The following is a 26,050-nucleotide window of genomic DNA, read 5'->3' as shown; positions in this document are numbered from 1 at the left end:
AATGAAAAATCATTGACTTTAACGCGCTGCTTTTTTCTTTTTTAAATACTTTAAACCGAAGTATAGAGCAACAAAGAGAACAGCCCCTATAATTATGTAATGTGTGTAATCAGATGCATACTCTTTAATATGTCGCCAATTTCCACCAAGCTTTTCACCTAAGTATATAAATAGTATTGACCATGGAATAATCGCTACAACTGTATACAGTGTGAAAAGTTTTAATGGCATCTTAGCTAGTCCTGCCGGAATAGAGATTGCATGACGTACAATTGGGATAAAACGTGCCGAAAATATTACTCCAGCTCCGTAACGCTTAAACCAATTTTCTGCTATGTCTAAATGGTGTTTATTAATAAGTAGATATTTTCCATATTTCTCTACAACTGGACGTCCTCCATAGTATCCAAGCCAATATAAAAAGATTTGCGCTAAAGTACCACCGATTGTTCCAGCAATAACTGCACCGACAAAGCTAATTTTACCATCTGCGACTAAAAAGCCAGCATACGAAAGTACAATTTCACTCGGGATAATTTCAATCATTAAAGCTAGTGCTACTCCAAAGTAACCTAGACTTGCAAAGAATTGCAATAACTGATCTATTATGTTTGCTAACATTTTCTTTTCTATCTCCTTTTTTCTTCACATACCATCCCATTATTACATAAAGGTTGCATTCTGCCAATATCTTCATTTCAACAATATCATCGGCATAAGCATTATTAATCTATTAATATTTCTTTTTGAGGTTCTTTCATGTAGGCAAACATTTCTTTAATTTGCTCTTCTGTATTTCTAGCAATCGATAAATTAGGCAATTCATTCTCATCAAAAAACTCCACATCTTCTGTTTCAATACTAGTTTTCTTTTCGCCACCAATAATCTTACAGCCAATAAAAATTTTATATACATGTGTTGCTGAAGGCGATGGTTGATGTTTTTCTTTATCAAATATAGCGAGTAGCTTAAAATCATCTACTTCATAGCCCGTCTCCTCTAAAACTTCTTTTGCTGCTACTTCTGTTGGCGTATAACCAACATCAGCCCATCCACCTGGCAATGCCCATTTCCTATCACTTTTTTCTTTCACAAATAATAGTTTTTCATTTTGAAAAATAACTGCCCGTATATCAACTTTAGGTGTTTGATAGCCTGTCTCACTTGCAAATAAATTCTCTACTACTTCCCAATCTGTCTTTGTATAATGTGACATCATTGAAACTGAAATGTCCCGTAATTGTTGGAAACGCTCTATATCATATACATCCTTAGAATACGTTAAACCCGCTTGAGCTATAGATTGTATTTGTTTTACCCAATCAATCCACTTGACCGTCATGTTTCCACATCTCCATTCTTTATTAAGTAAATATTACGTCAATTCAATCGATACATCTTTATTATACAAAAAAAGAGATTGATAATGTTCCAATCTCTTTCAAAATTAATCCAATTCATGTAAGTGGTCTTGTATATACTTCCTTCTTTTATTTATATATTCATCAATCATATCAGCTTCTTGATCAAATGTTTCTAATTTTCCTTTCATATATGGATCTTGTAGTAAATATGGACGAATCGATTCACACAAACCTTCTACTTTCGGCATCATAAACGAAACGGTAAATTGTTCTTCTAATATTTCTTCCAAAATACTTCGATATTGTTTTCTAAAAACAGGTATATCTAACAATCTTGCACTTAACGTATTATACCCTTGAATCCGAATGTACTCATGATTAAGCGGTCTCCCTTGTACATCCCGCCCCCAAGTCGCATCGTAATCCCACGGTATCACTTCAAATAAATTTGTTTCATCATTATGATACAGTGCATAGTTATGAACAAAACCATCAAAGTTTTGAGTCAAAATAACTCCCGCTAACCAACGTAAATATTTATCAACATTAAGGTATTTTCCGATCCCTTTTTCATACTCATCCCTCGATAGTGTATTTGCTTGAAAAACGAATTCACTAAGTTGCTCTTCACTATTTTCATTCGAACATTTAAATTCATACCCTGCAAAAAGCTCAGTTTTAACATCTTTATCTCTCTCGCTCATTAGAGAAAAATTTGCGTCATCATCTATCGCATAATAAATAGAACCACTCGGCAACCCTCTACTTTTTAAAAAGTTTTCATCAACCGATTCTAACTGTAAATATACACCTTGGGTTTGACCATTTATTTTTATAAACACATGCTGTGACTTCGGTGAAAGTACCCCAATATCATTAAAAAAGTCTAATGATAATTTGTTACGAATAAGGGATGGATCCATAAATTCAGAGTTTAAATGAAATTCCTTCACACCTAGAAATTTTTTCGGTTTATAAAACTGAACATGATATGACTTTTTCTCAAACTCACGAATATGAGCACCCCGATAAACGATATCAATATCATACTTCTTTTTTCCATATGTTAACTTTGCTGGCACTGGACTATCTGACCAAATGTCTTTTTTCATTTCCACTAAGTACATTGGATGAATAAAAAATTCATATGAAGGTAGCATATATTCTCATCCCTTCTCTATTCTCTTCATTCAATGTATGCGCCTTGTCTTGTCCATACATCCGCTATCATCTATTTATATAAAATTACACTCTTGTCTTGTTCAGAAAGAAACCTAATCTCATATCATGTTAAGGAAAAAGAATACTTGTTCAATTTAATACACGATAAGGAGGATTTCTATGAAACGTGACATTAGAAAAGCTGTTGAAGAAATCAAAAGTGCTGGGATGGAGGATTTCTTACACCAAGATCCAAGTACTTTTGATTGCGATGATGATCATCATAAATGTACAACAGGGTGTAAATGTACAACAGGGCGTAAATGTACAACAGGGCGTAAATGTCCAAGAACAAGATGTACTCGCGTGAAACATTGTACTTTCGTTACAAAATGTACTCATGTAAAAAAATGGACTTTTGTTACAAAATGTACTCGTGTACGCGTTCAAAAATGGACTTTCGTTACAAAGGTTACTCGCAGAAAAGAATGCGTTATAGTTACAAAACGTACTCGCGTGAAAAAATGTACTTTCGTTACAAAATGCGTTCGCTTTGAAAAGAAATGTTTCTGGACAAAACGATGTTTCTGTAAAAAATGTGTATTTTTCCCTCATAGCCATCATGGTTCTTGTGATGATTCGTGGGATCATGGTAAGGACTGTCATGATGATGGGCACAAATGGGACGATTGCAAAGATAGCAGACACAAGTCTTCTTCTTGCAAGAATAAGAAATTCGATCACTTCTGGTATAAAAAACGTAATTGCTAGTTTTTTATGTCCACCAAAAAAGGCCGCATTGCGGCCTTTTTTACGTTTACTGAAAATGACTTATATCTGCAAATTGTTTTACTTTACCACGGTTTTCATCAAATTCAATCACACTAAGACTCGCGCTATGCATAAATGGCTCTTCCCATACATGTTCAATTTCAAAACCTGCAAAATGCCCTACGAGTAATTTCGCTGCTGCAGCATGAGTAACTATTAAAATATTTTCTCCTTTATGCTTTTCTAAAAGAAAGTGTATCCCTTCAATTACTCTTTTATGAACGGCCGCAAAGTTTTCCCCTGATGTTGACTGAAAAAGATGTGGTTCATTCCAAAATAAATGTACTTCTTCTGGATATTGCATTTCCAAGTCAGCAATTGTTTGCCCTTCCCATATCCCCATGTTTATTTCATAGAAACGTTCATCTTCTATAATTGGAAGATCGCGTTCCCCTTTAATCAATTCAGCAGTATGAAGCGTTCTTTCGCTTGGACTACTATATATGGCATGGAGTGGTAAATCCTTCATACGCTCCCCTAATTGTTTCGCTTGTATCATACCATTCTCTGTTAATGCTGAATTTTTCCGTCCTTGCATCCGCCCTGCTACATTCCATTCTGTTTCACCGTGCCTTGTTACATATACCGTTGTCTTCATTTCACATGCCCCCTTACCATTTTGGCCGCGATTCCCACGGCTCTACTCTCCCTACAATCCATTCTGTGCATTTACTTTCAATTCCTTTTATAACTCCGTCAGCAATCTCTTCATGAGTAAGCCATCTTGCATATGTATCTTCTAAAATAAACCCTAATATAATTCTATAATAACTACATAATGTCCCACCTATTTTTTGTGACTTCGTACGCGATGCACTACTACCTAATATATGAAATAAACTATACTTTTCCGATGACAATTCAACTTCATTACAAATGAGTCGTAATGCATGCTTAGCACTCGAATGTACCCATGCAACTACTAATGTAATTGGACCATTCTGTTCAATTGTATTTGTAATAGATCGCTTTAGACCATCGTCATTTTGGTAATCTAAAGGAAGACATGTAATATTTTCTGGTGCCGAACTAGCTTGCTTAACATTTTCTAATTTCACTTCATCTCGTCCAATAACAGACACACGAAATCCTTGATCACAAAGCCACATAGAAACTTTCTTTAACATTCCTGTTCCACCAATTACAAGCGCATGCAACTTCTTCCCCCCTTAGTAAAATGTCATATGAGGTTTTTCTTCCCTATAATAATTTAGACGGTCTTGCAGTGTCCCTGAATGAAACTCGAACTTGTGACCGTCAGGATCAACAAAATATATAGACCTACAATCTCTCACATTACGTTCTCTTCCTTGTAAAATATGAACATTATTTTCTTCTAACCGATGTAACAGGCGTTCAAAATCTTTTTGTTCAACAGAAAATGCGAGGTGCGTATAAGATTGATGAATCTCCTTTCTCGGAATATGTGTTTCTTCATTAAGCGCTATCCATACTCCACATATATTAAAATATGCAAGTTTTCTCCCCTTGACTAATAATTCTCCTTCCAATACTTTCTCGTAAAATGTAATAGAGTTTTCTAAATTGGACACTGAAAAACAAAGATGATTGATTCCCTTTAACAACTCTAATTCCTCCTATACAAATAAAAGATGAGCGAAAATTCACTCATCTTTTATTATACTATTTCTTTGTAATATATGCCCATTTATAACTAAAGTCGCCACCGAACGTATGGTTAGCAATACCATTTACATACGTCTTCTCTAAGTAAGCTGTACTTTGTTGGTACGTAGGAGAGATTGCAGCATCTTGACCAATTAAGATTTTTTCAGCTTCTGCAAGTGCTTTCCAGCGTGCTGCGTCATCTTTTAGTAGTTCTCCTTTTGATTTTGCTACTAAATCATCGTACTTCGGATTTGAATAATCCATTTCATTAAATGAGCTTCCAGTAACGAACATATCAATATATGTCATTGGGTCTGGATAATCTGGACTCCATGCAGATAATGAGAATTCATATTCAAATTTCTTTTCTAAATCTAGCTTCTGCTTATATGGTTGTTGCTTCAAATTCACTTTAATACCAGGTAAGTTTTTCTCTAATTCTTCTTTAATAAAGTCGCCCACTTTTTTACGACTACCGTTATCATCATTTAGTAATTCTACTGTAATTGTATCTTGACCAAGTTCTTTCTTCGCTTCTTCCCACAGTTTTTTTGCTTTCGCAGCATTATCTTTACTGTCACGGAAATTTTTATTTACAGTACGGAAGTCTTTTCCATCTGGTCCTGTCGTAAACTTTTCAGGTACTAAGAAATACGCTGGCAATGATCCATCATTCAAAATTACATCCGCAATTCCTTTTTTATCGTACGCTAAATCAATCGCCTCACGAACCTTTTGATTTTTAAACGTTGCATTTTTTTGATTAAAACGTAGGAAATACATACGTGGGTCTAGCTTCGTTTTAAATTCATCTGGTTTATTCTTTTTATATTTGTCTACAAACTCAGAACTTAAAATGACACGGTCTGCTTGATCACTATCATATAAATTTACCCCAGTACTTGTCTCTTTTACTATACCCACATTAATTTCTTGTAATTTTACAGCATCTTTATCCCAATAATTTGGGTTTTTCTTTAACTGGTAACTTTGTTCATGTTTCCATTCACTCATTGTAAATGGTCCATTGTACAATAATTTATCTGCTTCTAATCCGTATTTATCCCCTTGTCCTTTTACATACTTTTCATTTAATGGGAAGAATGTAGGGAACGAAGTAAGCTCAAGGAAATAAGGTGCTGGTTGCTCTAATTCTACTACCAACGTTTTATCATCCTTCGCTTTAACACCTAATTGATCCGACGGTACTTCTCCTTTATTTACTTTCTGTGCATTTTTCACATCAAATAAAATAAATGCATATTCTGCTGCTATTGCTTTATCTAATGTACGTTGCCATGCATATACAAAATCTTGTGCTCGAACTGGATCACCATTTGACCATTTTGCATCACGTAATTCAAATGTATATGTCTTTTTATCTTCACTAATCTTCACGTCTTTGGCCATACCTGGAGTTGGTTTATTATCTTTATCTAGACGATATAATCCTTCCATTGCATTTACAAATACACGGAAAGATACAGAATCTGTTGATTTAGATGTATCCATTGAAGGAATTTCAGCTGTTTCTAGCAAATTTAAAACTTGTTTATCTGCCATTCCCTTACTTGATTCTTTCTTCGTTGTCGAAGCCTTCTCCCCATTCCCACATCCCGCAACCAGTACACTAGCCGATAATGCAACTGCAGCAATCGTTGTTACCTTTCTCTTCATTCTTCCTTCCCCCAATCTATATGTATAAGTTAAAACTTGTATAATATATTTTATTATACAAAAAATTCTGATTATTTTAAATATTTATTTTCATAAAAAGAAAAAAAGCGGTCAGAAATTGCTTTCCCTCCGCTTTGTTGAATAGCATTTACTTGTAAGCCATCCTCTATATCAAATGGATTTTGAACTTTAAATATTTCCTCCATTATCTTCAAAAACTCTTCTTCATTTTTAGATTCACCGTTAATCGTAAGTGAATATGGTTCCACTTCTCCCAATTTATAATCAACAATAAATTGAATTGTCACCTTTTTCCTTGGCATCTCAGGACTCTCCCCCTGAAATTCTACTAATTCTAATCCTTCCGTTCCCCGATAGTATATCCATCCTGAATTTTGAAAATAATTTTCGAACGATTCACCAATTGAAAAGACTGGATATTCATAAAGCGAGCTTGTACGAACTTTTTGAATAATATCCCGATCAGTTGGGAAAAAGAAATGACTAAACAAAATACTAGCAACTGCTAAAATAGTAACGATTGTTGCTCCCATTTTACTCGTTCCACCACTATCACGGATGAGATAATTTTCAACCGATTCATCTTTAATTCCCCGTGCTTTTATTCGATATATACGCCTTTCTGCAAATTGATAAAATAATCCATTTGCAAAAATCCCCATCCCAAATAGAATGAAAACGAGTAATAAAAACGTGAGAGGCACCATATTAATGATTGGCAATGCTACGTTGAACCCCATATAATAAGAAAATGCATCACATGCTACTAATAACAGTATAAATAAAGCAGCAGGTAAATAATACTTACGATATCCAAGCCAACCTACATTGAAAATAGCAGCCAAACCATTCCAGCTCCACCTAGCAATTCGCTTATTCTCAAGCTCCCATTTTCTTTTGTAATATGGATATTGTCTCCCTACATATACTTCTAATTCTTTGTCTATTAGCGAGCTTTCTTCACCTTGTTTATTATGCAAGTTCCGTTGACAATTTGCACAATTCAACTGATCATTAATACAAGGTCGCCCACAATTTATACATTTCAAAACAATCCCTCTTTCCATCCATACTTCATTGTGAACTACCCACCACTTAGTATCTCTTACGAGCTTACCCCGAAGTGGGGGCTTCTCGGTTCATCGTTACTTTTGATAGCTAACGCATTTGTCTTAGGAAATCCGAGCTAACTCCCTCGTTCCAAAGGTTGTTTCTTACGATTTATTTAAAATACCTTCATGTTTCAATAACCACTCTTTCCTCCATAAACCACCCGCATACCCAACAAGTTTTCCACTCTTTCCTATTACACGATGGCATGGAACGATAATTGAAATTGGATTTCGGCTATTTGCCCCTCCTATCGCTCGTACAGCTTTCGTATTCCCAACCTTCTCCGCAATATCTAAATATGAAGCACTTACGCCATACGGAACAGTGTAAAGTGCATCCCATACATTCTTTTGGAATGGTGTTCCTTCAGCAGACAATGGAACTGTAAACTCTTTTCTTTTTCCTTCAAAGTATTCATCTAATTCATTTATACATTGTTCAACAAATTCATTTTTATGTTCTTCTTTTCTTTCTTCAACAAATATAACAGACGTAATTCCTTCTTCGTTCGCTGTAATTTCTAACAAACCTAATTCACTATCATAATAAGCCTGGTACATATGTCATCCTCCAATTCATTACATATTATTTATTGTAACACGAATAGACGAAATTTTTCGTATAAGCGTTTTATTAGGGAAACAAAAAAGAGGATGATACAATGTAAGAAAATTCAATCAAGGGGGGATATTTGATGGAGTTTCAACTCTTTTCACCTTATACAATTAAGGACGTTACGCTAAAAAACCGTATCATTATGTCACCTATGTGCATGTATTCATCAGAAAATGAGGATGGCCAAGTAACTAATTTTCATCTCGTCCATTATGGAACCAGGGCTGCTGGCCAAGTAGGTTTAGTTATGATTGAAGCAACAGCTGTGTTACCTGAAGGACGAATTTCTAACAAAGACTTAGGCATTTGGGATGATAATCTAATTGAAGGCTTACATAAAACGACAACATTTATACATAATAACGGTGCAAAAGCAGCCATTCAACTCGCTCACGCCGGAAGAAAGGCTGAATTAGAAACAGATGCTTTCGCTCCCTCAGCAATTCCGTTTAACGATAGAATGAAAATACCAGTAGAAATGAATAAACAGCAGATTAAAGAAACTGTTTCTGCTTTTCAAAAAGCAGCTTTACGCTCTAAACGAGCGGGGGTTGACGTTATTGAATTACATGGTGCTCACGGTTATCTTATTAATGAATTTCTTTCTCCGCTTTCCAATAAGCGGACTGATGAATACGGGGGCTCACCTGAAAATCGCTATCGTTTCTTACGCGAAATCATCGATGCTGTAAATGAAGTTTGGAACGGACCGTTATTTGTTCGTATTTCAGCAAATGATTATCATCCTGACGGGTTAACGGTTCAAGATTATGTGCAGTATACAGGATGGATGAAAGAACAAGGGGTAGATTTAATCGATTGTAGTTCTGGTGCTGTTGTACCCGCACATATTGATGTGTATCCTGGTTACCAAGTACAATATGCTAAACATATTAAGGAGCATGTTGACATCGCGACTGGTGCGGTAGGATTAATTACAACCGGATCACAAGCAGAGCAAATTTTAAATAATAACGAAGCAGATTTAATTTTTATCGGACGCGAGTTACTTCGTAATCCATACTTCCCAAGAATAGCTGCCAATGAACTTGGCTTTGAATTAAAAGAACCATATCAGTACCGACGAGCACCCGGGAAAATTAAAACTAATAAATAAAACCGAGAAATTATTCTTCTCGGTTTTACTTATTTTATTTCTATAATATCGTTTGAACTATAAATATGAATACCAGATTCTTCACGTAGCGCTGTTATATACATTCCTTTCGCCACATCTTTAGCTGAAATTGGTTTATACTTTTTAAAAGCCCCTTTAAATATAAACGGAAGAATACGAGATAATTTCTCAGCCATTCTTTCCCCAAAACGATATTCTTGTCGATTTCCAACTAATAATGACGGCCTGAAAATATGTATGCCACCAATAACTAGCTTTTTCAGCTCCTCTTCCATTTTCCCCTTCACTTGCGAGTAAAAGAAAAATGATTTAGGTTTTGCTCCCATTGATGAAATAACAAGAAAATTTTGCACGCCTTGTTTTTCAGCTAAGCAGGCAGCTCGTAATGTATATTCATAATCTACTTTTTTAAAATTCGACTTCGACTTCGCTTTTTTTATCGTTGTTCCTAAGCAACTAAAAACATCATCTACTGCAAAAAATTCTTTGTATTCCTCTAATACTGAAAAATCCACCTGTTTCTGTTGCAATTTCTCATGCTGTAATTGTAATGGTTCCCTTACAAAAATAGTAACCGAATCGTAGTAATCTGAGTCAAGTAATAGTCGCGTTATTTCTTGTCCAACTAACCCACTTGCGCCAAGTACTAACGCTGTTCGCTTATTCATATATGTGTATACCTCTTTATTTACTATTCTCTCCTATAGCTAATCGTCGCTAACAGGAGTTTCCGTTCTCCCATTTTACCATAAGTAAAGCACTATGCGTATGCATAGTGCTTTACTTACTCTTTTTTCTCTTCTTTTTCTTCCGCTGGCAATTTTGTAATTGTTGTAGCATCCCCTAAATTACTTATTAGTCTTCTTAAAAAAATTAAAACAAAAGATAATGGCAAAACAACCGCAAGTATTAATAAGATAGCTTCCATGAAGTAACCCAAGCGCTCATCCCCTTTTTTCTGCTCCCTCCCAATATATGAAAGTAACATTGTCACATATGCACCAATCATAAAAATTAATACCTTTCTTTTTGACAGATTTATTACAAAATCAAATCGTAATGATTATTATTTATTGCAACTTTCATAAAGATGTATTATACTAGGTTCGCAAACTAAAACGTAATTATTCCGTTTTGTATTAAAACGATATTTTCTTCTTATATTTGGAGAAAATATAATTGTAAAAAAGAAAAGAGGAGAATTATATGCCTAAAAAATTAGCTCTATTTTCATTTATACTTATTTTCACACTCATCTTTGCTGGATGTTCTAACAACAAAGAAGGTGCAGCGAAAAAAGATGGGAAACTTTCTGTTTATACAACCATTTTCCCACTCGCTGACTTTGCAAAAAAAATCGGTGGTGATTATGTAAATGTAGAAACAATTTACCCACCTGGTGCGGATTCTCATACATTTGAACCAAGTCAAAAGCAGACTGTACAAGTGGCGAAAGCCGATTTATTTGTTTATAACGGCGCAGAATTAGAACCATTTGCCGAAAAAATGGAAAAATCATTAAAAAAAGAAAACGTAAAAATTGTAAATGCATCTAAAGATATCGAACTTCGTGCTTCATCTGAAGAAGAGCAGCACGATCATGGAGACGGTCATAAAGAAGATGAACATCATCACGATAAAGACCCACACGTTTGGATAGATCCTACTCTTGCGATGAAACAAGCAGAAAAAATTAAAAATGCACTTGTAGAATTACAGCCTGAACATAAAAAAGAGTTCGAAAAAAACTTTGCAGCACTACAAACAAAATTCACTGATTTAGATGATCAATTTAAAGCAGTTGTTGCAAATGCAAAAACGAAAGAAATATTAGTTTCACACGCAGCTTACGGCTACTGGGAACAACGATACGGTTTGAAACAAATTCCAATCGCTGGAATTTCAGCATCTGATGAACCATCTCAAAAACAGCTTGCTGACATTACAAAAACAGTAAAAGAGCACGGTCTACAATATATTTTATTTGAAACATTCTCTACTCCAAAAGTAGCATCAGTTATTCAAAAAGAAACAGGTACAAAAATTTTACGCTTAAATCACCTTGCTACTATTTCTGAGGATGATGCAAAGAACAATAAAGATTACTTCACATTAATGGAAGAAAACGTAAATACTTTAAAAGAAGCAACAAACTAATCAACTATATTTTCTAGGCAGCTGAATATGTCATTCAGCTGCCTTTTTATGTATTTATCCTTGACTTGATCGAAATAACAAGTAGAATTATCCATATTAGCTTGTAAGCTATACAAATTTAGAAGGTGAGTTGGAACTATGAATCTTCACATTTGTGAAGTAACAGCAAATAATTGGCGTTCAGTTGCTGCTTTAGACGTAGCAAAAGACCAGCAGCAGTTTATTGAAAGCAATGCGTTTTCTTTAGCGGAATCATTATATGAAGAAAACGGAACGTCAGTAGGCTTATATGACAAAGAAACACTCGTTGGATACGCAATGTACGGTTGGTATTCCCAAAAACATGAAAGTGTATGGTTAGATCGTTTTATGATTGACCAACAATTTCAAGGAAAAGGATACGCAAAACGTTTCCTTCGCTTACTAATTCAATTCTTGCAACAAAAATTCGAATGTAAAATAATTTATTTAAGTTTACATCCTGACAACAAACACGCAATGGGACTATATGAGTCATTTGGCTTCCGTTTAAATGGGGATATTGATGACGAAGGTCCAGTTGTAGGTGTTGTAATGGAATTACTTATAGATGACAATACAAGTCTGTGAAAACAGGCTTTTTATTATGCATTTATCAATGTTATGTTTTCTATTTTTAGTTTCGTTCCCTTATTACTTCATTTTTGTAATCTAGTATTATCTCATTAATATGCTCATAAAAAATAAGCCTGCGATTTACGCAGACTTATTTCACACATTCTTCAAAATGTTCTTGGAACCATTCTTTATTAATATCTTTTCCGATGAACACTACTTCGCTTACCCGCTCTTCGCCCTCTTGCCACTCTCTATCGTACGAAGCAGCAAACAATGTATGTACACCTTGGAAAACAATTCTTTTATCTACTCCGTCAATAGATAATATCCCTTTGTAACGATATAAATACTCCCCTAGCTCTTGCACGACAGCTGACATCCACTCATTCAGTTTTTGTAAATCTAACGGACGCTCTTCACGTAGTACAAACGATTTTACACCTTCTAAATGGTTATGTTCTTTATGAGGGTAAATTTGTAACGTATCTTTCGTTTTAAACGTTTGAATTTGTAGTAACGATGGTATATCTACCTCACAGTTAGTCGTCTCGATTAATTTTGCAGTTGGATTAATGCCTTGCAGTTCATGTACGAGACTTTCTTTCTCATTTTCTTCAATTAAATCTAATTTATTTACTAACACAACATCAGCAAAGGCAATTTGTTCTTTTGCTTCTAGTCCCTTTTCAAAATGTTTATGTATATGATAGCTATCTACAACTGTTACAACACCGTTAATTTGGTATGCAGATTGAATAACTGGATCTAAAAAGAAAGTTTGAATAATCGGACCTGGATTTGCAAGACCTGTTGTTTCAATTACTAATCCATCAAAGTCCATTTTCCCTTCTGCTTTCACATCCAGTAATTGTTTTAAAGCAACAAGTAAATCTTCACGCACAGTACAGCATAAACAACCGTTTGTCATTTCCATAATTTCTTCTTCAACGTTCATAATTAATTGATTATCGATACCAATTTGCCCTATTTCATTTACAATCACTGCTAATTTCTTGCCGTGATCCTCTGATAAAATTCGATTTAATAATGTCGTTTTCCCTGATCCAAGAAAACCAGTTAGTATTGTTACTGGAATCATTCCTTACATCTCCTTATAGCTATATGTTTCTACATTATAGCATATAGAGAAAAACGTTTTTGTAGCAAAACATATTTATTGTATGTACAACCGGGTAACTATATAATAATATGTAGCAAGAAAGCCTTTTCAAAAATATTATCATTCATCAAGGGGGTACTTATAATGGAACGAGTTCAAATGGCCGAAACACTAGAATTTTCTCGTATTATTCAAGGGTTCTGGCGTTTAGCAGAATGGAATATGACAAAGCAAGAGTTACTTTCTTTTATTGAAGACTGTATGGATTTGGGGATTACTACTTTCGATCACGCTGATATTTATGGCGGATATACATGTGAAGGATTGTTTGGAGAAGCGTTACAACTAAAGCCTTCCTTACGCGAAAATATGCAAATCATCACTAAATGTGGAATCGCTCCCCCATCCCCTAAATTTCCAGAGCGATATGTTGCTCACTACAATACGAGTGCTGAACATATAATAAAAAGCGCGGAGGATTCATTACAAAACTTACATACAGATTATATTGATGTATTGCTCATTCATCGTCCTGATCCATTCACGGACCCAAATGAAGTGGCAGAAGCGTTCTCACGCTTAAAGCAAGAAGGAAAGGTTCGTCACTTCGGTGTATCTAACTTTTTACCTTCACAATTTAATATGTTAAGTTCGTATTTAGATTTCCCGCTCATTACAAATCAAATTGAAGTATCTGCGATGCAGCTTGAGCATTTTGAAAAAGGTACGATTGATTTATGCCAAGAAAAACGAATTAATCCAATGATTTGGTCACCTCTTGCTGGTGGTGAAATCTTTACTGGTCAATCAGAACGTGCCATACGTGTACGTGAAACTTTACAAAAAGTTGCTACTGAACTAGGTGTTACTAGCATCGATACTGTTATGTATGCATGGTTACTCGCTCATCCAGCTAACATGATGCCAATCGTTGGCTCTGGTAAATTAGATCGTGTGAAAACAGCCGCTCTTGCTACAAAAGTTAACTTAGACCGCCAACAATGGTTTACAATTTTCGAAAGCTCTAATGGACATCCTGTACCATAATAAACAAAAAGAAGAGCTGTTTCTTTACAGCTCTTCTTTTTCATATGTATTTCTCGTCATTGCAAATACACACATATCCCTTAATCCATTTCCATCCACCGCAACACTCGCGCTTTCTAAAGTACCCTCTAATTTAAAGCCTAATTTCTCTGGTATCGCTCTACTCTTCTTATTTAGAGAATCACAACGAATTTCTACGCGGTTTGCTTTCAATTCAGTGAAAGCATAATCTGTTATACCTTTTGCAGCCTCTACCATATAGCCCTTTCCACTAAACCTTGAATCAATCCAATACCCGATTTCAAATTGAGGTATATCCCAATTAATACGATGTAATCCGGCAGATGCAATAAATTCACCTGTTTCGTTCGAAAAAACTAGTAATCTCAAATCCTCACGCTGCAAAAATTGAATATGCGATTTTCTAATACTCTCTTCTATTTCTTCCTCTGTTTGCTCTTTTTGTGCAAAGACCATCCAAGGTTTTAATTCTTGTATTGAAGCTTGAATTGCGTCATATACAACTTTACCATCACCTGGTTTTGGCATTCGAATAAAAAGCCTGTCAGTATAAAATTCAGAAGGAAAATCGAATAATAACGGATTCACTGTAAACACTCCCTATAATTCTTTTATATATAATAATATCCATCTCAAGTTATACAGTAAAGAAATTTCTGAATTTTAAACTTTTTGATCATTCACTTCCATCGCTACACGAACTCCAGATTCAATCGCACCTTGAATCCATCCGTGATACAGCGTTGTATGATCACCAGCAAAATATATTCTCCCCTCAGGTTTTACAATGACTGGCTGTAATTCTGATTCTTGGCCAGCTTGAAATAGTGCAAACCCTCCAAGCGCATATGGATCTAATGTCCAACTCTTTGATATTCCAGACATGAACTCATCATATACTTGACCACCTAATATTGTTGCTAAATTTTGTAGTGTGTAATAGATACGATCCCCCTTTGATAACCCATCCCATAACAACGCATCATAAGACCATGTATAGCTTCCTAACATCATAGCAGGCCCTTTCTCTCCGATTCCATGGCTTGGATAATACGCATAACGTATAGGAAGATCTGTTATAATTCTCCCACCTAATTGCCCTTGTTCCTCCCAAAAACGACTTTTAAATTGAATTCCTATTTTTGTAGCTGGCATATAATGCAATTCGCGAATTGTTTTCCACTTCGCATGAGATATCGAATCAAATGGATCTACTTCTACAAATCGCATTGTTGAAAAAGGAATTGTAACAATAACTAAATCCCCTGTAATACTACTATATTCAAAAGTTTCCTCGTTCCGGTAATAGGCTGTTACACTATTGGCTTGTTGATGAAGCTTCATTAATTTTTGATTATATATAATATTTCCTTCTAATTGTGGTAAAAAAGACTTTGGTAATCTATCATTCCCACCTATTATTTCGCAAAATCCGCTCTCCTCTTGCATAATATATAAAAAACGTAACGTCTCAACGAATGACCTTTCTAAAAAACCTTCTAAATCTAATAGAACACCTATCATCTCAATCGTTACTGGCGAAAAATACGTATTATATTGATAAGGATGATATTTTAAAAATTGACCTGTAGAATATTTCCCAAAATCCTTTACTACAATATCCCAATTTTTCTCTGGGTTCTTTTTTATAAAATTTATAATGGGCTGTACCGCTAACATTAATAGTTCCTCAGACGTTTTCCCAACTTCATTCATTTCCACAGGATATCTTAAAATACTTGGATCTTTTTCGTATTGTTTTAATGTCGTTTTCCGACCATTTACGTATATAATATCTGTCTCATTCCTATTAATAAAAGGGCTCACCTGTAGCCCAAACTTTCTTATATATGCCATCGTTAATGTATGCGAATACGGAATTCTCATCGCTCCAACATCTAAATATAATCCGGTATCTTCCATCCTAACTGTCTCTATGCGGCCACCTACACGGTTGTTCGCTTCAAAAACCTTCACTTCATGCCCTGCTGCTTTTAATAAAGATGCCGAAACTAATCCAGCCATACCAGCCCCTACTACAATGATTTGTTTCGGACGTGTCGTCTTCTTCAATCCCTTATTTATAACTTTTAACGTTTCATCCATCTCATTGTTAAACATTATATCTTTCTGCACAATCCCACCCCTTACTTCATGAAATACAAATTAGTGGTTTAGTGCATTTTATTCATAAATTCACTTAAACATAACACCACCACAATTTGAAAATTCACTAAAAATACATAAGGTGCAGCTCTCCCCCTTCCACATGCTTCATATGATAAACATACAGATAGTAACTGTATGGAAAGGGTGGATACACATGAAACGTACTTACGATTATCAGGCTACAAAAAAACATTTAGAATTAAAGAAACAACAGTTATGTAAAAAACTCACTAGCGTTAAACTAACTGAAGAAGAACGCAAGCAAATACATTTAGAAATTGATAACTACGAATATATATTAAACTTAGTCGAAATGAATCATTATGAACGAGGGTTTTCTCATTAAAAGCGGATAAAAAATTATTCACTTTTCCTTTTGAGCATTTCATTACGCATTTTTCGTAAGTAAATATATAATAGGATGTACATTAAGATTGAGAGGTATATTCTATGATCAAATTAAGTGTATTAGACCAATCACCTATTTCAGATGGTAGCACAGCAGCCCAAGCTATTTCGCATACAGTTACGCTTGCACAAGAAGTTGAGAAACTCGGATTCACACGTTTTTGGGTATCCGAGCACCATAATTCAGTTAGCTTAGCTGGTTCAAGTCCAGAAATACTCATTTCACATATTGCCGCGAAAACTGACCGTATTAGAGTTGGTTCTGGTGGTGTTATGCTGCCACATTATAGTCCATATAAAGTTGCCGAGAATTTCCGCGTTTTAGAAGCACTTTATAAGGGCCGCATCGACCTTGGTGTCGGGAGAGCGCCTGGTGGTATGCCGATAGCAACTCGCGCACTTCAAGAAGGTAAAATGGTCTCACTTGATCAATATCCAGAACAAATTGCAGATGTTGCTATGTACTTACATGATCAAGTACCAGAAAACCATCATTATGCAAACTTAAAGGCTACTCCAGTTATCCCAACATCTCCTGAAATGTGGATGCTCGGTTCTAGCGGAGAAAGTGCAATGATTGCGGCAAAGCAAGGCGCTTCTTTTGCATTTGCACAGTTCATTAACGGATACGGTGGCCCTGAAGTAATGAAGGCTTACCAAGAACAATTCCAACCTTCCTATTTAGGTGATAAACCAAAATCAATCGTATCTATTTTTGTTATTTGCGGAGAAACAAATGAAGAAGCGGAGAAGATTGCATCAAGCCTTGATTTATCGATTTTACTATTAGAACAAGGAAAACGGACTACTGGTACTCCTTCTATTGAAACTGCTCAAAATTATTCGTATAGTGCTTATGATCTATTCCGCATAAAAGAAAATCGTCAACGTATGATTGTCGGTGATCCGTCTTCTGTGAAAGAAAAAATATTAAACTTAAGCAAAGCGTATAATACTGACGAATTTATGATTGTCACGATTACTCATCAATTTGAACATAAATTAAACTCTTATCGCCTATTGGCAGATGCTTTTAATTTATAATAACGAAAAGGAGATGCATCACATATGATGCATCTCCTTTTCTTACTACCAATCAATTGTTTTTGCTTCCTATATATTCAATAGCTTCTTTTAATAACTCATCAAAATTATGAGGATAATCATGATTTAAGTTAGGCACAACTTTATACTTATGTTCTATATTTTTATCCTTTAATAACGTTACAAATTGCTGTGTACCTTCAAAACAATCTTCATCTTGATCCCCACATATTATATATCCTTTTATGCTTTTATCATGCAATATTCCAATCATCTCTTCCCATTCTTCCATTTCCGGAAGCCACGGTGCCACAAAAATAAAACCGTTCACTTCTATTTCACCTTGTAACATGGAATGTAACGCTACTCTTGCCCCAGCAGAAAAGCCACCAATAATAATATTCCCAAATGTTTTATTCACTTTAATCTTATTGTAATGTCCTTTTAACTCATCTCTTCCTCTTTCGATATTATCCCACACATATCCATCTGAAAATTGAATTTGGGAAGATTGAGGCAATGCTAGCATAAAACCTTGTTCCATTACAGAGTTCCAATATGGTTCTATTATTTGTATATTTTCTTGATCCCCATGTAGTGTTATTAGTAGATTTTCAGTTTGTTTGCTGTATTTATATTTCACGTCTGCTTGTTCCGATTTTTTTGCTAATTCTTCTCTTTCTTTACATAATTGAACCATTCTATGAAACTCTTCAAATTTATGTAGTGGTTTTAAATCATCATCGGAAATTAAATACTCACTTCCGTACCAAAATCCATTTTCTATAATTGCTTTCTTCATTAAATGCAACGCTTCTTCTTCAAGTCCTGCTGCACTTGCTAATGCATATTTAAAATTATATATTTGTACTTCATTACCCATTACATCTTTAGCATTATTCATTATATAAGAATACGCTTCAAAACTTCCTTTATTTGCATAACAATGTAACGTTTCATTTAATAACTTAATATAAGTCATATTATTTTCCATATAGGAATTCCCCCGTAACCTTTTATAATAATTGCTTCTCCAATCTTCCTATCATTCTAGGGTCACGGTATAAGTAGTTAAATTCTACAATTCAACTTAATAATACCTGATTCTCAGAATGATATTTAATAGTTAATGTATGTATACGCATAATACACCACTCCTTCCTATCCACTAGTTGTAGTATAAAGTTAAATAAACTGAAAAATCAATATTTTAATAAAAAAAAGACAACAATAATATTATTGTTGTTGTTCTCATAACATCTGCCCACTATTCTTTTTTTTCTTATCTGGTTTACTTGAAACTAAATAATGCTTTTCTGAAATATATAAGTTTCTTTTTAATATACGATTTAAATATGGTCCTAGCTTCACTCTGCATATGAGGCGATCTTCGCTATCTTCAACAATTGGGAACATTTCTTTTTCTGTTACATATTGATCTACGGCCTTTTGTACGATATCAATTTCTTTAACTAGGTTTAAATTTTCTTCTGTATGTTCAAATACTTCAAGCGTTTCCTTCGTTATCAGAAAAAAATTTGTTGGAAATGCAGGTAAATAGGGCTTTAACAAATCATAATTTACTGTGTAATCATCATTTACTAAAACTGTATAAACGATATTAGCATTCGTTTCTAGAAACTTCGCCATCGCTTGTTCTAATTCATCTTTCGTAATTTCCCTATCTTCTTTTCCAGTTCTGAAAAAGCGAAACATTGTATCGCCTCCTTTTTACTATATTATAGCATAAAAGAAAACTGAAAAATTATAAAAAACTCTATTGAAAGAATTTTTCAACAGAGTTTTTCTTTAATCCATTTATGTTTATTTTAAGAATGCACTTAACATCCATACGTGTTGTTCTAATGTCGTATGAATTGCTAATAGCATATCAGCCGATGTTTCATCATCAGCTTCATCAGCTACTTCCATACCTTCTTTTAATTCTTGAATAAGTGCAGAAAAATCGTTTACTAAAATTTGCACCATTTCTTCTGCAGACTCTTTGCTTGTCCCTTCGATTACAGTTGAAGTTGCTAAATACTCTTTCATTGTCGCTAACGGTTTTCCTTCTAACGCTAAAATACGCTCTGCTAACTCATCAATGTATGTTCCTGCTTCATTATAAAACTCTTCAAATTTCTCATGTAATGTAAAGAAGTGCGGTCCTGTCACATACCAATGATAATTATGCAGTTTGACATATAATACATTCCAGTTTGCTACCTGCTTGTTTAATACTTCAACAACATTCGTTTTCGTACTCATACAATCCACTCCTCTTATCATGTTACTATCTTTTAATGACCTAACTTCATTTTACCATACATTCCCTATTCTTTTGAATGAACAGCTTATATGTAACAAAGTTTTAACAACCTTAATATTTCCCTAATATCATATAATTCATGTATTCTTTCAACTACTTCACATGTCTAATTGTCCAAGCTCACACATATGCATAATAGTAAGTCAAGCTCATCATAGAAGAAAGAGGGATAACATGGACAATCAACAATGGCAAGTAGCAAAGAAAGTCGCTGCTACTTATATCGGAACTGTCGTTGGAGCTGGATTTGCTACTGGGCGCGAAATTGTTGAATTTTTTACAGTTAACGGATTTTACGGAACCATTGGCATATGTATAAGTGGATTTTTTTTTATTTGGCTCGGCACAAAGATGATGTTACTTTCATCACAAATAGGGGCATTCTCAGCTCAAGAATTCAACAAATATTTATTTGGGGATGTATTTGGAAATGTCGTAAACACATTACTATTACTCGTATTATTTGGTGTAACGAGCGTTATGTTATCAGGAGCCGGTGCAGTATTTGAAGAACAACTCCGCCTCCCGAGACAACTTGGTATTTTCATCACGGTCATCGCCTGTCTCATTATTGGGAGCCGGGGATTACAAGGTGTTTTTGAAGTAAATACGCTTGTCGTACCTATTATGATGATCTTTATTATCGGACTCGCTATTACAACCTTTTTCCATAGTACAACACCTATTAGTAATACTATTCCTGCAGAGAGCTGGAATATGAAGTGGATTACTAGCCCTATTACATATGTCGCTTTAAATCTTTCGCTCGCCCAAAGCGTTCTCGTCCCGTTAGCCAGTGAAGTAAAAGATCGAAAAGCCATTTTGTGGGGTGGAATTTTAGGTGGTGCAGGACTTTCTTTAATTTTATTATGCAGCCATTTAGCTATCTTATCAGTCGACCAATTTTATCAATACAATATCCCAATGGCTGAAGTCATAAGAAGATTTAATGCAACTTTTCACTTTTTCTTTGTTCTTATTATTTTCGGTGAAGTGTTCACAACTTTAGTTGGTAATGTGTTCGGGATGACAAAACAAATGCAATCCATTACCGAATGGAAAAGTAATAACATTATTTACTTCATATTACTAATTAGTTATTGCTTTAGTTTCATTGGATATAGTGAATTACTTCATATTCTATACCCTATTATCGGTTGGGTGAGCATCATTTTACTACCGATTATTGCCTTTAAACAACTTCAAAAAACATAAAAAAACATCCGTGTATACGGATGTTTTTCATCTTCATTCACAGTCTTCACATACTTCCCAGTACGGCCCCATTTCTACTGCAAGATATGGCTTTAATTGCAAACGAATCATTCGACTTGGCATGCGTTCCAATACGAATTGAATGCCGTCTTCCTCTTCATCCAACTCAACTTTTGAAATAGCAATTCTTTGCATAGTAGTAATAGGGCTTCCATCTTTATATAAAGTGATTTTCACCTCATCATACTCATTAAAATACAATTCAACATTCATTTGCTTTTTTAACATTTCATCAACAATTTCATAATTATCATTTTGTTCCTGGATTATATATTTCCAGCCGCCTCTATCTAATTTTATCGGAGCAGCTTGGAATAATGTCATCAAATCCTCGTATAGCATAAGATAACCCCTCTCTTACTAAAAAACGATGAGTATTTTATATACCCTTTATCTCTATCACTATCCATGTTTATTGTACCATATATCACGAATCTTACTGCATTCATTTGCTTTATAAACACATACAAAACATATAGTATTTTCAGTTCACTCTCTATTCACTAATACGTCCTCTTACTGATAACTTATCACTTTCCTTATTTCCTACACACTACTTATAACTCTTAAAAAACCACAAAAAAGAAGAGTAATTTATATCACTCTCCTCATAAGACTTTTCCTGTAGCTGCTAATGCTAACACTATAATTAAACTTGCAAATAATAGTGATACAATTAAACTAAAAATCGGTAATATTTTCTTTTCATTCTTCTTAAATAATAACCTTAAACTAAGAATGATATTTAATGGAACAAATATAAAATAAAAGTATTTAACGATTTGTAATGAGCTATTTGAAAGTGTTTTAAATACAAACACTTCAATTAAAAAAGCAACAAAGAATAAAATGCTTAACCAAAACGAGACATAGCTAAGCCAAGAATGTCTTTTCGTTCCCCAATACACTCCCATACTGATCTCCTTTAAACGTAGTCTATATTATATTAATTATACACCCGCTTAACAAATTCCTCTATTTTTCGACAAACATTAAATACATTGAACCTCTAATCCGTTTATCAGCTAAAAGACTGTCTCTAATAGCACTAATGCTATTTTGAGACAGCCTCCCCTTTTTATACTTTAAATCTTTCAATTAATACTTGTAACTCTTCAGCCATTTGAGATAGTGTACCAGCCGCAGAACCAATTTCTTCCATAGAAGCTAACTGCTCCTCAGCTGACGCTGCAACACTTTGTGTACTCGTCGCATTATTTTGTGCCGTCATAGCAATTTGACCAACCGAAATAGATACTTCATTTGCACCTTTTGACATCCCATTAGCTGTTTCAACCATCGTTTTAATTTGGTCAGCAATTTCATTTGTAGATTGTAAAATTTCAGTGAAATTTTGTTTTGTTTCATTTGCGATAACAAGTCCAGATTGCACTTCTTCATTTACATTATTCATAGATTTTACTGTCTTACTCATATCATCTTGTATTTCACAAATTAATTTACTAATTTCACTTGATGATACACTAGATTGTTCTGCTAATTTTCGTACTTCATCAGCAACAATTGCAAAGCCTCTTCCATGCTCACCAGCTCTTGCAGCCTCAATTGCTGCATTTAAAGCTAGAAGATTTGTCTGATCTGCAATATTTTGAATAACTTCTAAAATATCACCAATTTGCTTTGATTTGTTATTCAACAACTGAATAACAGCATCTGACTGTGAAACAGATTCCGCAATAGATTGCATTTGATTTACTGTTTTTCCAACTAGCTTTCCACCATCTTCTGCTTTTTCGCGAGTGTGAGCAGAAGCAGTATTAATAGATGATGAGCTATTTGCTACATGCTGAATCCCTTCTGTTACATCAAACAGTAACATAGCACCATTTTCTACGCTTGCTGTTTGCGTCGTTGCACCACTTGATATTTCATCCATTGCTGATGTAATTTGTTCAGTCGCTTCACTCGCTTGTCTCACACTTGCTGTTAACTCTTCAGATGCAGCTGCAACATGCCCTGCTGAAGTATTAATTCTTCCAATTAACGTTCTTAGTGAATCTGTCATTTCATTAAAACCTTTTGCAAGTTGACCGATTTCATCGTTTGAATGAATTTCAATTGTTTGCGTTAAATCTCCTTCACTTATTTCTTTAGAAGTGGCAACTAATCTCTTTAAAGGTTTTGTAATAGAAAGAGTTACGAAATAAATAAGTGCCCCTCCTACAACTAATGAAATAAGCATAACAATTAACATATTATAAAATACAGGCTGAGCAGCTTCAATTACTTCATTTGAGTACATCGTTCCACCGATTTTCCAACCTGTTTTTAAGTTTGTAGCAAATACCATTTTCTTTTCACTACCATCATACGTGTATGAAAAAGTGCCTTGATTATCTTCGTAAATTCTCTTTGCCCAAGAATCAGCTGCTTTATCTCCTGGTTTTTCTTGAGGATGCGCAATTATTTTTTGTTTTCCATCTAAAATGAAAGTATATCCTTTTTTACCAATATTGATTAACTTTGTTGTTTTCAATAAATTCTCTAAACTTAAATCTACCGCAACAACACCATTTTTATCTTCTGTTTGTTTCGCAATCGTTACGACAATATGTCCATTTCCTTTCGCCTTATACGGTTCAGTGACCACGATTCCACCTTGTTTACTCACTGCATCTTTATACCAAGAACGAGTTGTTGGATCATAATCTGCTGCCATTTGTATATTTGGTTCTTGCACAAACTTCTTATCATTGCCGGCAACATATACTTGTTCAATATCTTTATTTAAATTAATATATTGAGATAATACCTTTCTTAATTCATCTTGATTATCTCCTTGATACATATCACTATGAATCACTCGTGCAAAGTTATTTACTTCGTTAAATTTCGCCTCAATCATTTGATTGATTAGATTATCTAATATTTTTATATTATCGTGAGCACTACTCGTAATTTGTGATTCAAAATTCTTTTTAGCCGTTTGATAAGACATTCCTCCAATAATAGAGACAGCCGCAATTAAAATTATCAAAAATGAAATTAATAGCTTTTTTGCTACTTTTATATCTCGAAACCACCTTAACAGTTTACTCATTATAAACCTCCTACATTTTAATATTAAGTTTTAAAGATAAATAACCAATTATGAATATATCCCATTCCCTATCCTCTATTTTTACAATTCGTTTTTGATAAACACCTTGTAAAGTTTAAACAAATATTCTCCCTTTGTCTATATATATGAATAATATTATTATAAAATTTACAAATACAAAAAACCAAAGGAATAGTCCTTTGGTTTTTTACATTTTTTTATGTTGTTTAGAAATCTTCTTCCACTTATCACGCTCAGCTCTTGCGAGAATAGCATCTTGTTTTCTCATAAAATACGCCAATTCTCTTTGCAACTTTTTATAGCTTTGCAAACGATTTATCGTCATTAGCCCGTTATCAATTGCTTTATGCACTGCGCATCCTGGTTCATTCTCATGTTTACAATCTCGAAAGCGGCATGTTTTTGCAAATTCTTCAATATCAGAAAATGTTGTTTGGATTGCATCGCTTCCTTCCCAAAGTTGTAACTCCCTCATGCCAGGAGTATCAATGACTAAGCTCCCACTCGGTAGTTGGAACAGCTCACGATGAGTTGTCGTATGCCGCCCTTTACTATCTTCCTCACGTATATCTCCCGTTTTCGCTATCTCAATTCCTACGAGTGCATTTAACAAAGTAGATTTTCCAACCCCTGATGAGCCGACTAAAGCAATTGTTTTTCCTGAAGCAACAAATTGTTGTAATGAGTCAATACCTCTATGCTCTAAACTATCGACGACGAAGACCGGAACACCAATTGCAACAGCTTCCGTTTCTACAATTTTTTGTTCCACATCTTCACATAAACTACTTTTTGTTAAAACAATAACAGGCATTGCACCACTTTCATACGCTAATAGTAAATAACGCTCCAACCTTCTTACGTTAAAATCATGGTTAAGTGCATTCACTAAAAATAAATAATCAACATTTGCTGCAATTATTTGTTCTTCAGTTCTATTACCAGCTTCTTGTCTTGAAAAAGAACTTCTTCTCGAAAAAATACGATGAATGATTGCCTTTTTCTCATTTTCTATTTTCTTTATATACACCCAATCACCAACTGCTGGGTAATCTCCTTTCGTTACCGCTTCATGCCGAAACTTCCCAGACAGCTCTGCCATATATTCACCGTCATTACAAATAATGCGATATATATGCTTATGCTCAAGTAAAATACGCCCTACTTCATAATTCTTCTCTACAGCTTGCTCTTCAAAAAATGAATCCCAGCCGAATGATTCTAAAATATTTTGATTCAAATCAATATCCT

The 26,050-nt window shown here is 34.5% G+C and carries 29 protein-coding genes; 8 read left to right on the top strand and 21 right to left on the bottom strand.

What is annotated here, in order from left to right; translation table 11 throughout:
* Nucleotides 1–18: 18 nt before the first annotated feature.
* The 3 genes from NSQ69_RS10250 to cotH all read right to left on the bottom strand — a co-directional run bounded on the left by NSQ69_RS10250 (nucleotide 19) and on the right by cotH (nucleotide 2,525).
* Nucleotides 19–621, bottom strand: coding sequence for a DedA family protein (locus tag NSQ69_RS10250; RefSeq protein WP_002031481.1), 603 nt, complete (start codon nucleotides 619–621; stop codon nucleotides 19–21).
* A gap of 104 nt (nucleotides 622–725) precedes the next feature.
* Nucleotides 726–1,343 (bottom strand): NUDIX hydrolase N-terminal domain-containing protein, encoded by a 618-nt coding sequence (locus tag NSQ69_RS10245; RefSeq protein WP_002031477.1) that lies wholly within the window; start codon nucleotides 1,341–1,343, stop codon nucleotides 726–728.
* A gap of 105 nt (nucleotides 1,344–1,448) precedes the next feature.
* Nucleotides 1,449–2,525: a spore coat protein CotH gene (gene cotH, locus NSQ69_RS10240; protein WP_050000246.1), complete on the bottom strand. Its 1,077-nt coding sequence runs from the start codon at nucleotides 2,523–2,525 to the stop codon at nucleotides 1,449–1,451.
* A gap of 181 nt (nucleotides 2,526–2,706) precedes the next feature.
* Here cotH and exsB point away from each other — a divergent pair, with 181 nt between their 5' ends.
* Nucleotides 2,707–3,297: an exosporium protein ExsB gene (exsB, locus tag NSQ69_RS10235; RefSeq protein WP_002126997.1), complete on the top strand. Its 591-nt coding sequence runs from the start codon at nucleotides 2,707–2,709 to the stop codon at nucleotides 3,295–3,297.
* A gap of 46 nt (nucleotides 3,298–3,343) precedes the next feature.
* On the opposite strand, the gene NSQ69_RS10230 is transcribed toward exsB, so the two are convergent.
* The 6 genes from NSQ69_RS10230 to NSQ69_RS10205 form a co-directional block, all read right to left on the bottom strand.
* Complete coding sequence (locus NSQ69_RS10230; protein ID WP_002012438.1) at nucleotides 3,344–3,955, bottom strand: phosphoserine phosphatase 1; 612 nt, start codon at nucleotides 3,953–3,955, stop codon at nucleotides 3,344–3,346.
* 13 nt (nucleotides 3,956–3,968) lie between these two features.
* The gene (locus tag NSQ69_RS10225) at nucleotides 3,969–4,514 is read right to left on the bottom strand and encodes a short-chain dehydrogenase (RefSeq protein WP_002031473.1); all 546 of its coding nucleotides are present in this window, start codon (nucleotides 4,512–4,514) and stop codon (nucleotides 3,969–3,971) included.
* A gap of 12 nt (nucleotides 4,515–4,526) precedes the next feature.
* Nucleotides 4,527–4,943 (bottom strand): FosBx1 family fosfomycin resistance bacillithiol transferase, encoded by a 417-nt coding sequence (gene fosB, locus NSQ69_RS10220; protein WP_033730260.1) that lies wholly within the window; start codon nucleotides 4,941–4,943, stop codon nucleotides 4,527–4,529.
* Between the two features lie 58 nt (nucleotides 4,944–5,001).
* The gene (locus NSQ69_RS10215; protein ID WP_002126994.1) at nucleotides 5,002–6,663 is read right to left on the bottom strand and encodes a peptide ABC transporter substrate-binding protein; all 1,662 of its coding nucleotides are present in this window, start codon (nucleotides 6,661–6,663) and stop codon (nucleotides 5,002–5,004) included.
* A 71-nt stretch (nucleotides 6,664–6,734) separates the two neighbouring features.
* Nucleotides 6,735–7,733 carry a DUF2628 domain-containing protein gene (locus NSQ69_RS10210; protein ID WP_078422358.1) on the bottom strand — a complete coding sequence of 333 codons (999 nt, stop codon included), beginning with the start codon at nucleotides 7,731–7,733 and terminating at the stop codon, nucleotides 6,735–6,737.
* A 165-nt stretch (nucleotides 7,734–7,898) separates the two neighbouring features.
* Nucleotides 7,899–8,357 (bottom strand): methylated-DNA--[protein]-cysteine S-methyltransferase, encoded by a 459-nt coding sequence (locus NSQ69_RS10205; protein WP_002186074.1) that lies wholly within the window; start codon nucleotides 8,355–8,357, stop codon nucleotides 7,899–7,901.
* 134 nt (nucleotides 8,358–8,491) lie between these two features.
* Between NSQ69_RS10205 and namA the strand changes: the two genes are divergently transcribed.
* Nucleotides 8,492–9,529, top strand: a complete 1,038-nt coding sequence (gene namA / locus NSQ69_RS10200) for an NADPH dehydrogenase NamA (protein WP_002126989.1) — start codon at nucleotides 8,492–8,494, stop codon at nucleotides 9,527–9,529.
* 29 nt (nucleotides 9,530–9,558) lie between these two features.
* Here namA and NSQ69_RS10195 read toward each other — a convergent pair whose 3' ends face one another.
* Nucleotides 9,559–10,218: an oxidoreductase gene (locus NSQ69_RS10195; RefSeq protein ID WP_002031464.1), complete on the bottom strand. Its 660-nt coding sequence runs from the start codon at nucleotides 10,216–10,218 to the stop codon at nucleotides 9,559–9,561.
* A gap of 116 nt (nucleotides 10,219–10,334) precedes the next feature.
* Entirely contained in the window at nucleotides 10,335–10,559 is a 225-nt protein-coding gene (locus tag NSQ69_RS10190) for a hypothetical protein (protein WP_002012427.1), read from the bottom strand.
* 197 nt (nucleotides 10,560–10,756) lie between these two features.
* On the opposite strand from NSQ69_RS10190, the gene NSQ69_RS10185 reads away from it, so the two are divergent.
* Both NSQ69_RS10185 and NSQ69_RS10180 read left to right on the top strand, forming a co-directional pair.
* Nucleotides 10,757–11,707 carry a metal ABC transporter substrate-binding protein gene (locus NSQ69_RS10185; protein ID WP_002126988.1) on the top strand — a complete coding sequence of 317 codons (951 nt, stop codon included), beginning with the start codon at nucleotides 10,757–10,759 and terminating at the stop codon, nucleotides 11,705–11,707.
* 138 nt (nucleotides 11,708–11,845) lie between these two features.
* Nucleotides 11,846–12,316: a GNAT family N-acetyltransferase gene (locus NSQ69_RS10180; protein ID WP_003188773.1), complete on the top strand. Its 471-nt coding sequence runs from the start codon at nucleotides 11,846–11,848 to the stop codon at nucleotides 12,314–12,316.
* Nucleotides 12,317–12,452: 136 nt separating this feature from the next.
* Here NSQ69_RS10180 and NSQ69_RS10175 read toward each other — a convergent pair whose 3' ends face one another.
* Nucleotides 12,453–13,403, bottom strand: coding sequence for a CobW family GTP-binding protein (locus NSQ69_RS10175; RefSeq protein WP_003188771.1), 951 nt, complete (start codon nucleotides 13,401–13,403; stop codon nucleotides 12,453–12,455).
* Nucleotides 13,404–13,568: 165 nt separating this feature from the next.
* Between NSQ69_RS10175 and NSQ69_RS10170 the strand changes: the two genes are divergently transcribed.
* Nucleotides 13,569–14,471: an aldo/keto reductase gene (locus NSQ69_RS10170; protein WP_002064972.1), complete on the top strand. Its 903-nt coding sequence runs from the start codon at nucleotides 13,569–13,571 to the stop codon at nucleotides 14,469–14,471.
* A gap of 24 nt (nucleotides 14,472–14,495) precedes the next feature.
* Here NSQ69_RS10170 and NSQ69_RS10165 read toward each other — a convergent pair whose 3' ends face one another.
* Both NSQ69_RS10165 and NSQ69_RS10160 read right to left on the bottom strand, forming a co-directional pair.
* Nucleotides 14,496–15,080: a GNAT family N-acetyltransferase gene (locus NSQ69_RS10165; RefSeq protein WP_002126982.1), complete on the bottom strand. Its 585-nt coding sequence runs from the start codon at nucleotides 15,078–15,080 to the stop codon at nucleotides 14,496–14,498.
* Nucleotides 15,081–15,155: 75 nt separating this feature from the next.
* Entirely contained in the window at nucleotides 15,156–16,628 is a 1,473-nt protein-coding gene (locus tag NSQ69_RS10160) for a flavin monoamine oxidase family protein (RefSeq protein ID WP_002141392.1), read from the bottom strand.
* Nucleotides 16,629–16,815: 187 nt separating this feature from the next.
* Between NSQ69_RS10160 and NSQ69_RS10155 the strand changes: the two genes are divergently transcribed.
* On the top strand, nucleotides 16,816–17,007 hold the full coding sequence (locus tag NSQ69_RS10155; RefSeq protein WP_002012420.1) for a DUF3896 family protein: 192 nt from the start codon (nucleotides 16,816–16,818) through the stop codon (nucleotides 17,005–17,007).
* A gap of 104 nt (nucleotides 17,008–17,111) precedes the next feature.
* Nucleotides 17,112–18,113 carry an LLM class flavin-dependent oxidoreductase gene (locus tag NSQ69_RS10150; protein WP_002012419.1) on the top strand — a complete coding sequence of 334 codons (1,002 nt, stop codon included), beginning with the start codon at nucleotides 17,112–17,114 and terminating at the stop codon, nucleotides 18,111–18,113.
* A gap of 52 nt (nucleotides 18,114–18,165) precedes the next feature.
* Here the strand turns inward: NSQ69_RS10150 and NSQ69_RS10145 are convergent, their stop codons facing one another.
* The 3 genes from NSQ69_RS10145 to NSQ69_RS10135 all read right to left on the bottom strand — a co-directional run bounded on the left by NSQ69_RS10145 (nucleotide 18,166) and on the right by NSQ69_RS10135 (nucleotide 20,381).
* Nucleotides 18,166–19,107: an alpha/beta hydrolase gene (locus tag NSQ69_RS10145; protein WP_341099211.1), complete on the bottom strand. Its 942-nt coding sequence runs from the start codon at nucleotides 19,105–19,107 to the stop codon at nucleotides 18,166–18,168.
* 257 nt (nucleotides 19,108–19,364) lie between these two features.
* Complete coding sequence (locus NSQ69_RS10140) at nucleotides 19,365–19,829, bottom strand: DUF3939 domain-containing protein (protein WP_002012417.1); 465 nt, start codon at nucleotides 19,827–19,829, stop codon at nucleotides 19,365–19,367.
* Nucleotides 19,830–19,937: 108 nt separating this feature from the next.
* Nucleotides 19,938–20,381 (bottom strand): Dps family protein, encoded by a 444-nt coding sequence (locus NSQ69_RS10135; protein WP_002012416.1) that lies wholly within the window; start codon nucleotides 20,379–20,381, stop codon nucleotides 19,938–19,940.
* Nucleotides 20,382–20,616: 235 nt separating this feature from the next.
* Here NSQ69_RS10135 and NSQ69_RS10130 point away from each other — a divergent pair, with 235 nt between their 5' ends.
* Nucleotides 20,617–21,657 carry a YkvI family membrane protein gene (locus tag NSQ69_RS10130; RefSeq protein WP_341099210.1) on the top strand — a complete coding sequence of 347 codons (1,041 nt, stop codon included), beginning with the start codon at nucleotides 20,617–20,619 and terminating at the stop codon, nucleotides 21,655–21,657.
* A gap of 33 nt (nucleotides 21,658–21,690) precedes the next feature.
* On the opposite strand, the gene NSQ69_RS10125 is transcribed toward NSQ69_RS10130, so the two are convergent.
* The 4 genes from NSQ69_RS10125 to rsgA form a co-directional block, all read right to left on the bottom strand.
* On the bottom strand, nucleotides 21,691–22,059 hold the full coding sequence (locus NSQ69_RS10125) for a DUF3979 family protein (RefSeq protein ID WP_002126974.1): 369 nt from the start codon (nucleotides 22,057–22,059) through the stop codon (nucleotides 21,691–21,693).
* A gap of 266 nt (nucleotides 22,060–22,325) precedes the next feature.
* The gene (locus tag NSQ69_RS10120) at nucleotides 22,326–22,631 is read right to left on the bottom strand and encodes a hypothetical protein (protein WP_002012413.1); all 306 of its coding nucleotides are present in this window, start codon (nucleotides 22,629–22,631) and stop codon (nucleotides 22,326–22,328) included.
* Nucleotides 22,632–22,795: 164 nt separating this feature from the next.
* Nucleotides 22,796–24,778, bottom strand: a complete 1,983-nt coding sequence (locus tag NSQ69_RS10115) for a methyl-accepting chemotaxis protein (RefSeq protein ID WP_002012412.1) — start codon at nucleotides 24,776–24,778, stop codon at nucleotides 22,796–22,798.
* Nucleotides 24,779–24,986: 208 nt separating this feature from the next.
* Nucleotides 24,987–26,039: a ribosome small subunit-dependent GTPase A gene (gene rsgA / locus NSQ69_RS10110; protein ID WP_002126970.1), complete on the bottom strand. Its 1,053-nt coding sequence runs from the start codon at nucleotides 26,037–26,039 to the stop codon at nucleotides 24,987–24,989.
* Nucleotides 26,040–26,050: the final 11 nt, after the last annotated feature.

It is taken from the genome of Bacillus sp. FSL R10-2201 (genome assembly GCF_038008665.1).
GTDB classification, from domain to species: Bacteria; Bacillota; Bacilli; order Bacillales; family Bacillaceae_G; genus Bacillus_A; species Bacillus_A mycoides.
The sequence above is the reverse complement of the archived record's forward strand: the minus strand, read 5'-3'. Positions and strand labels throughout refer to the sequence as shown.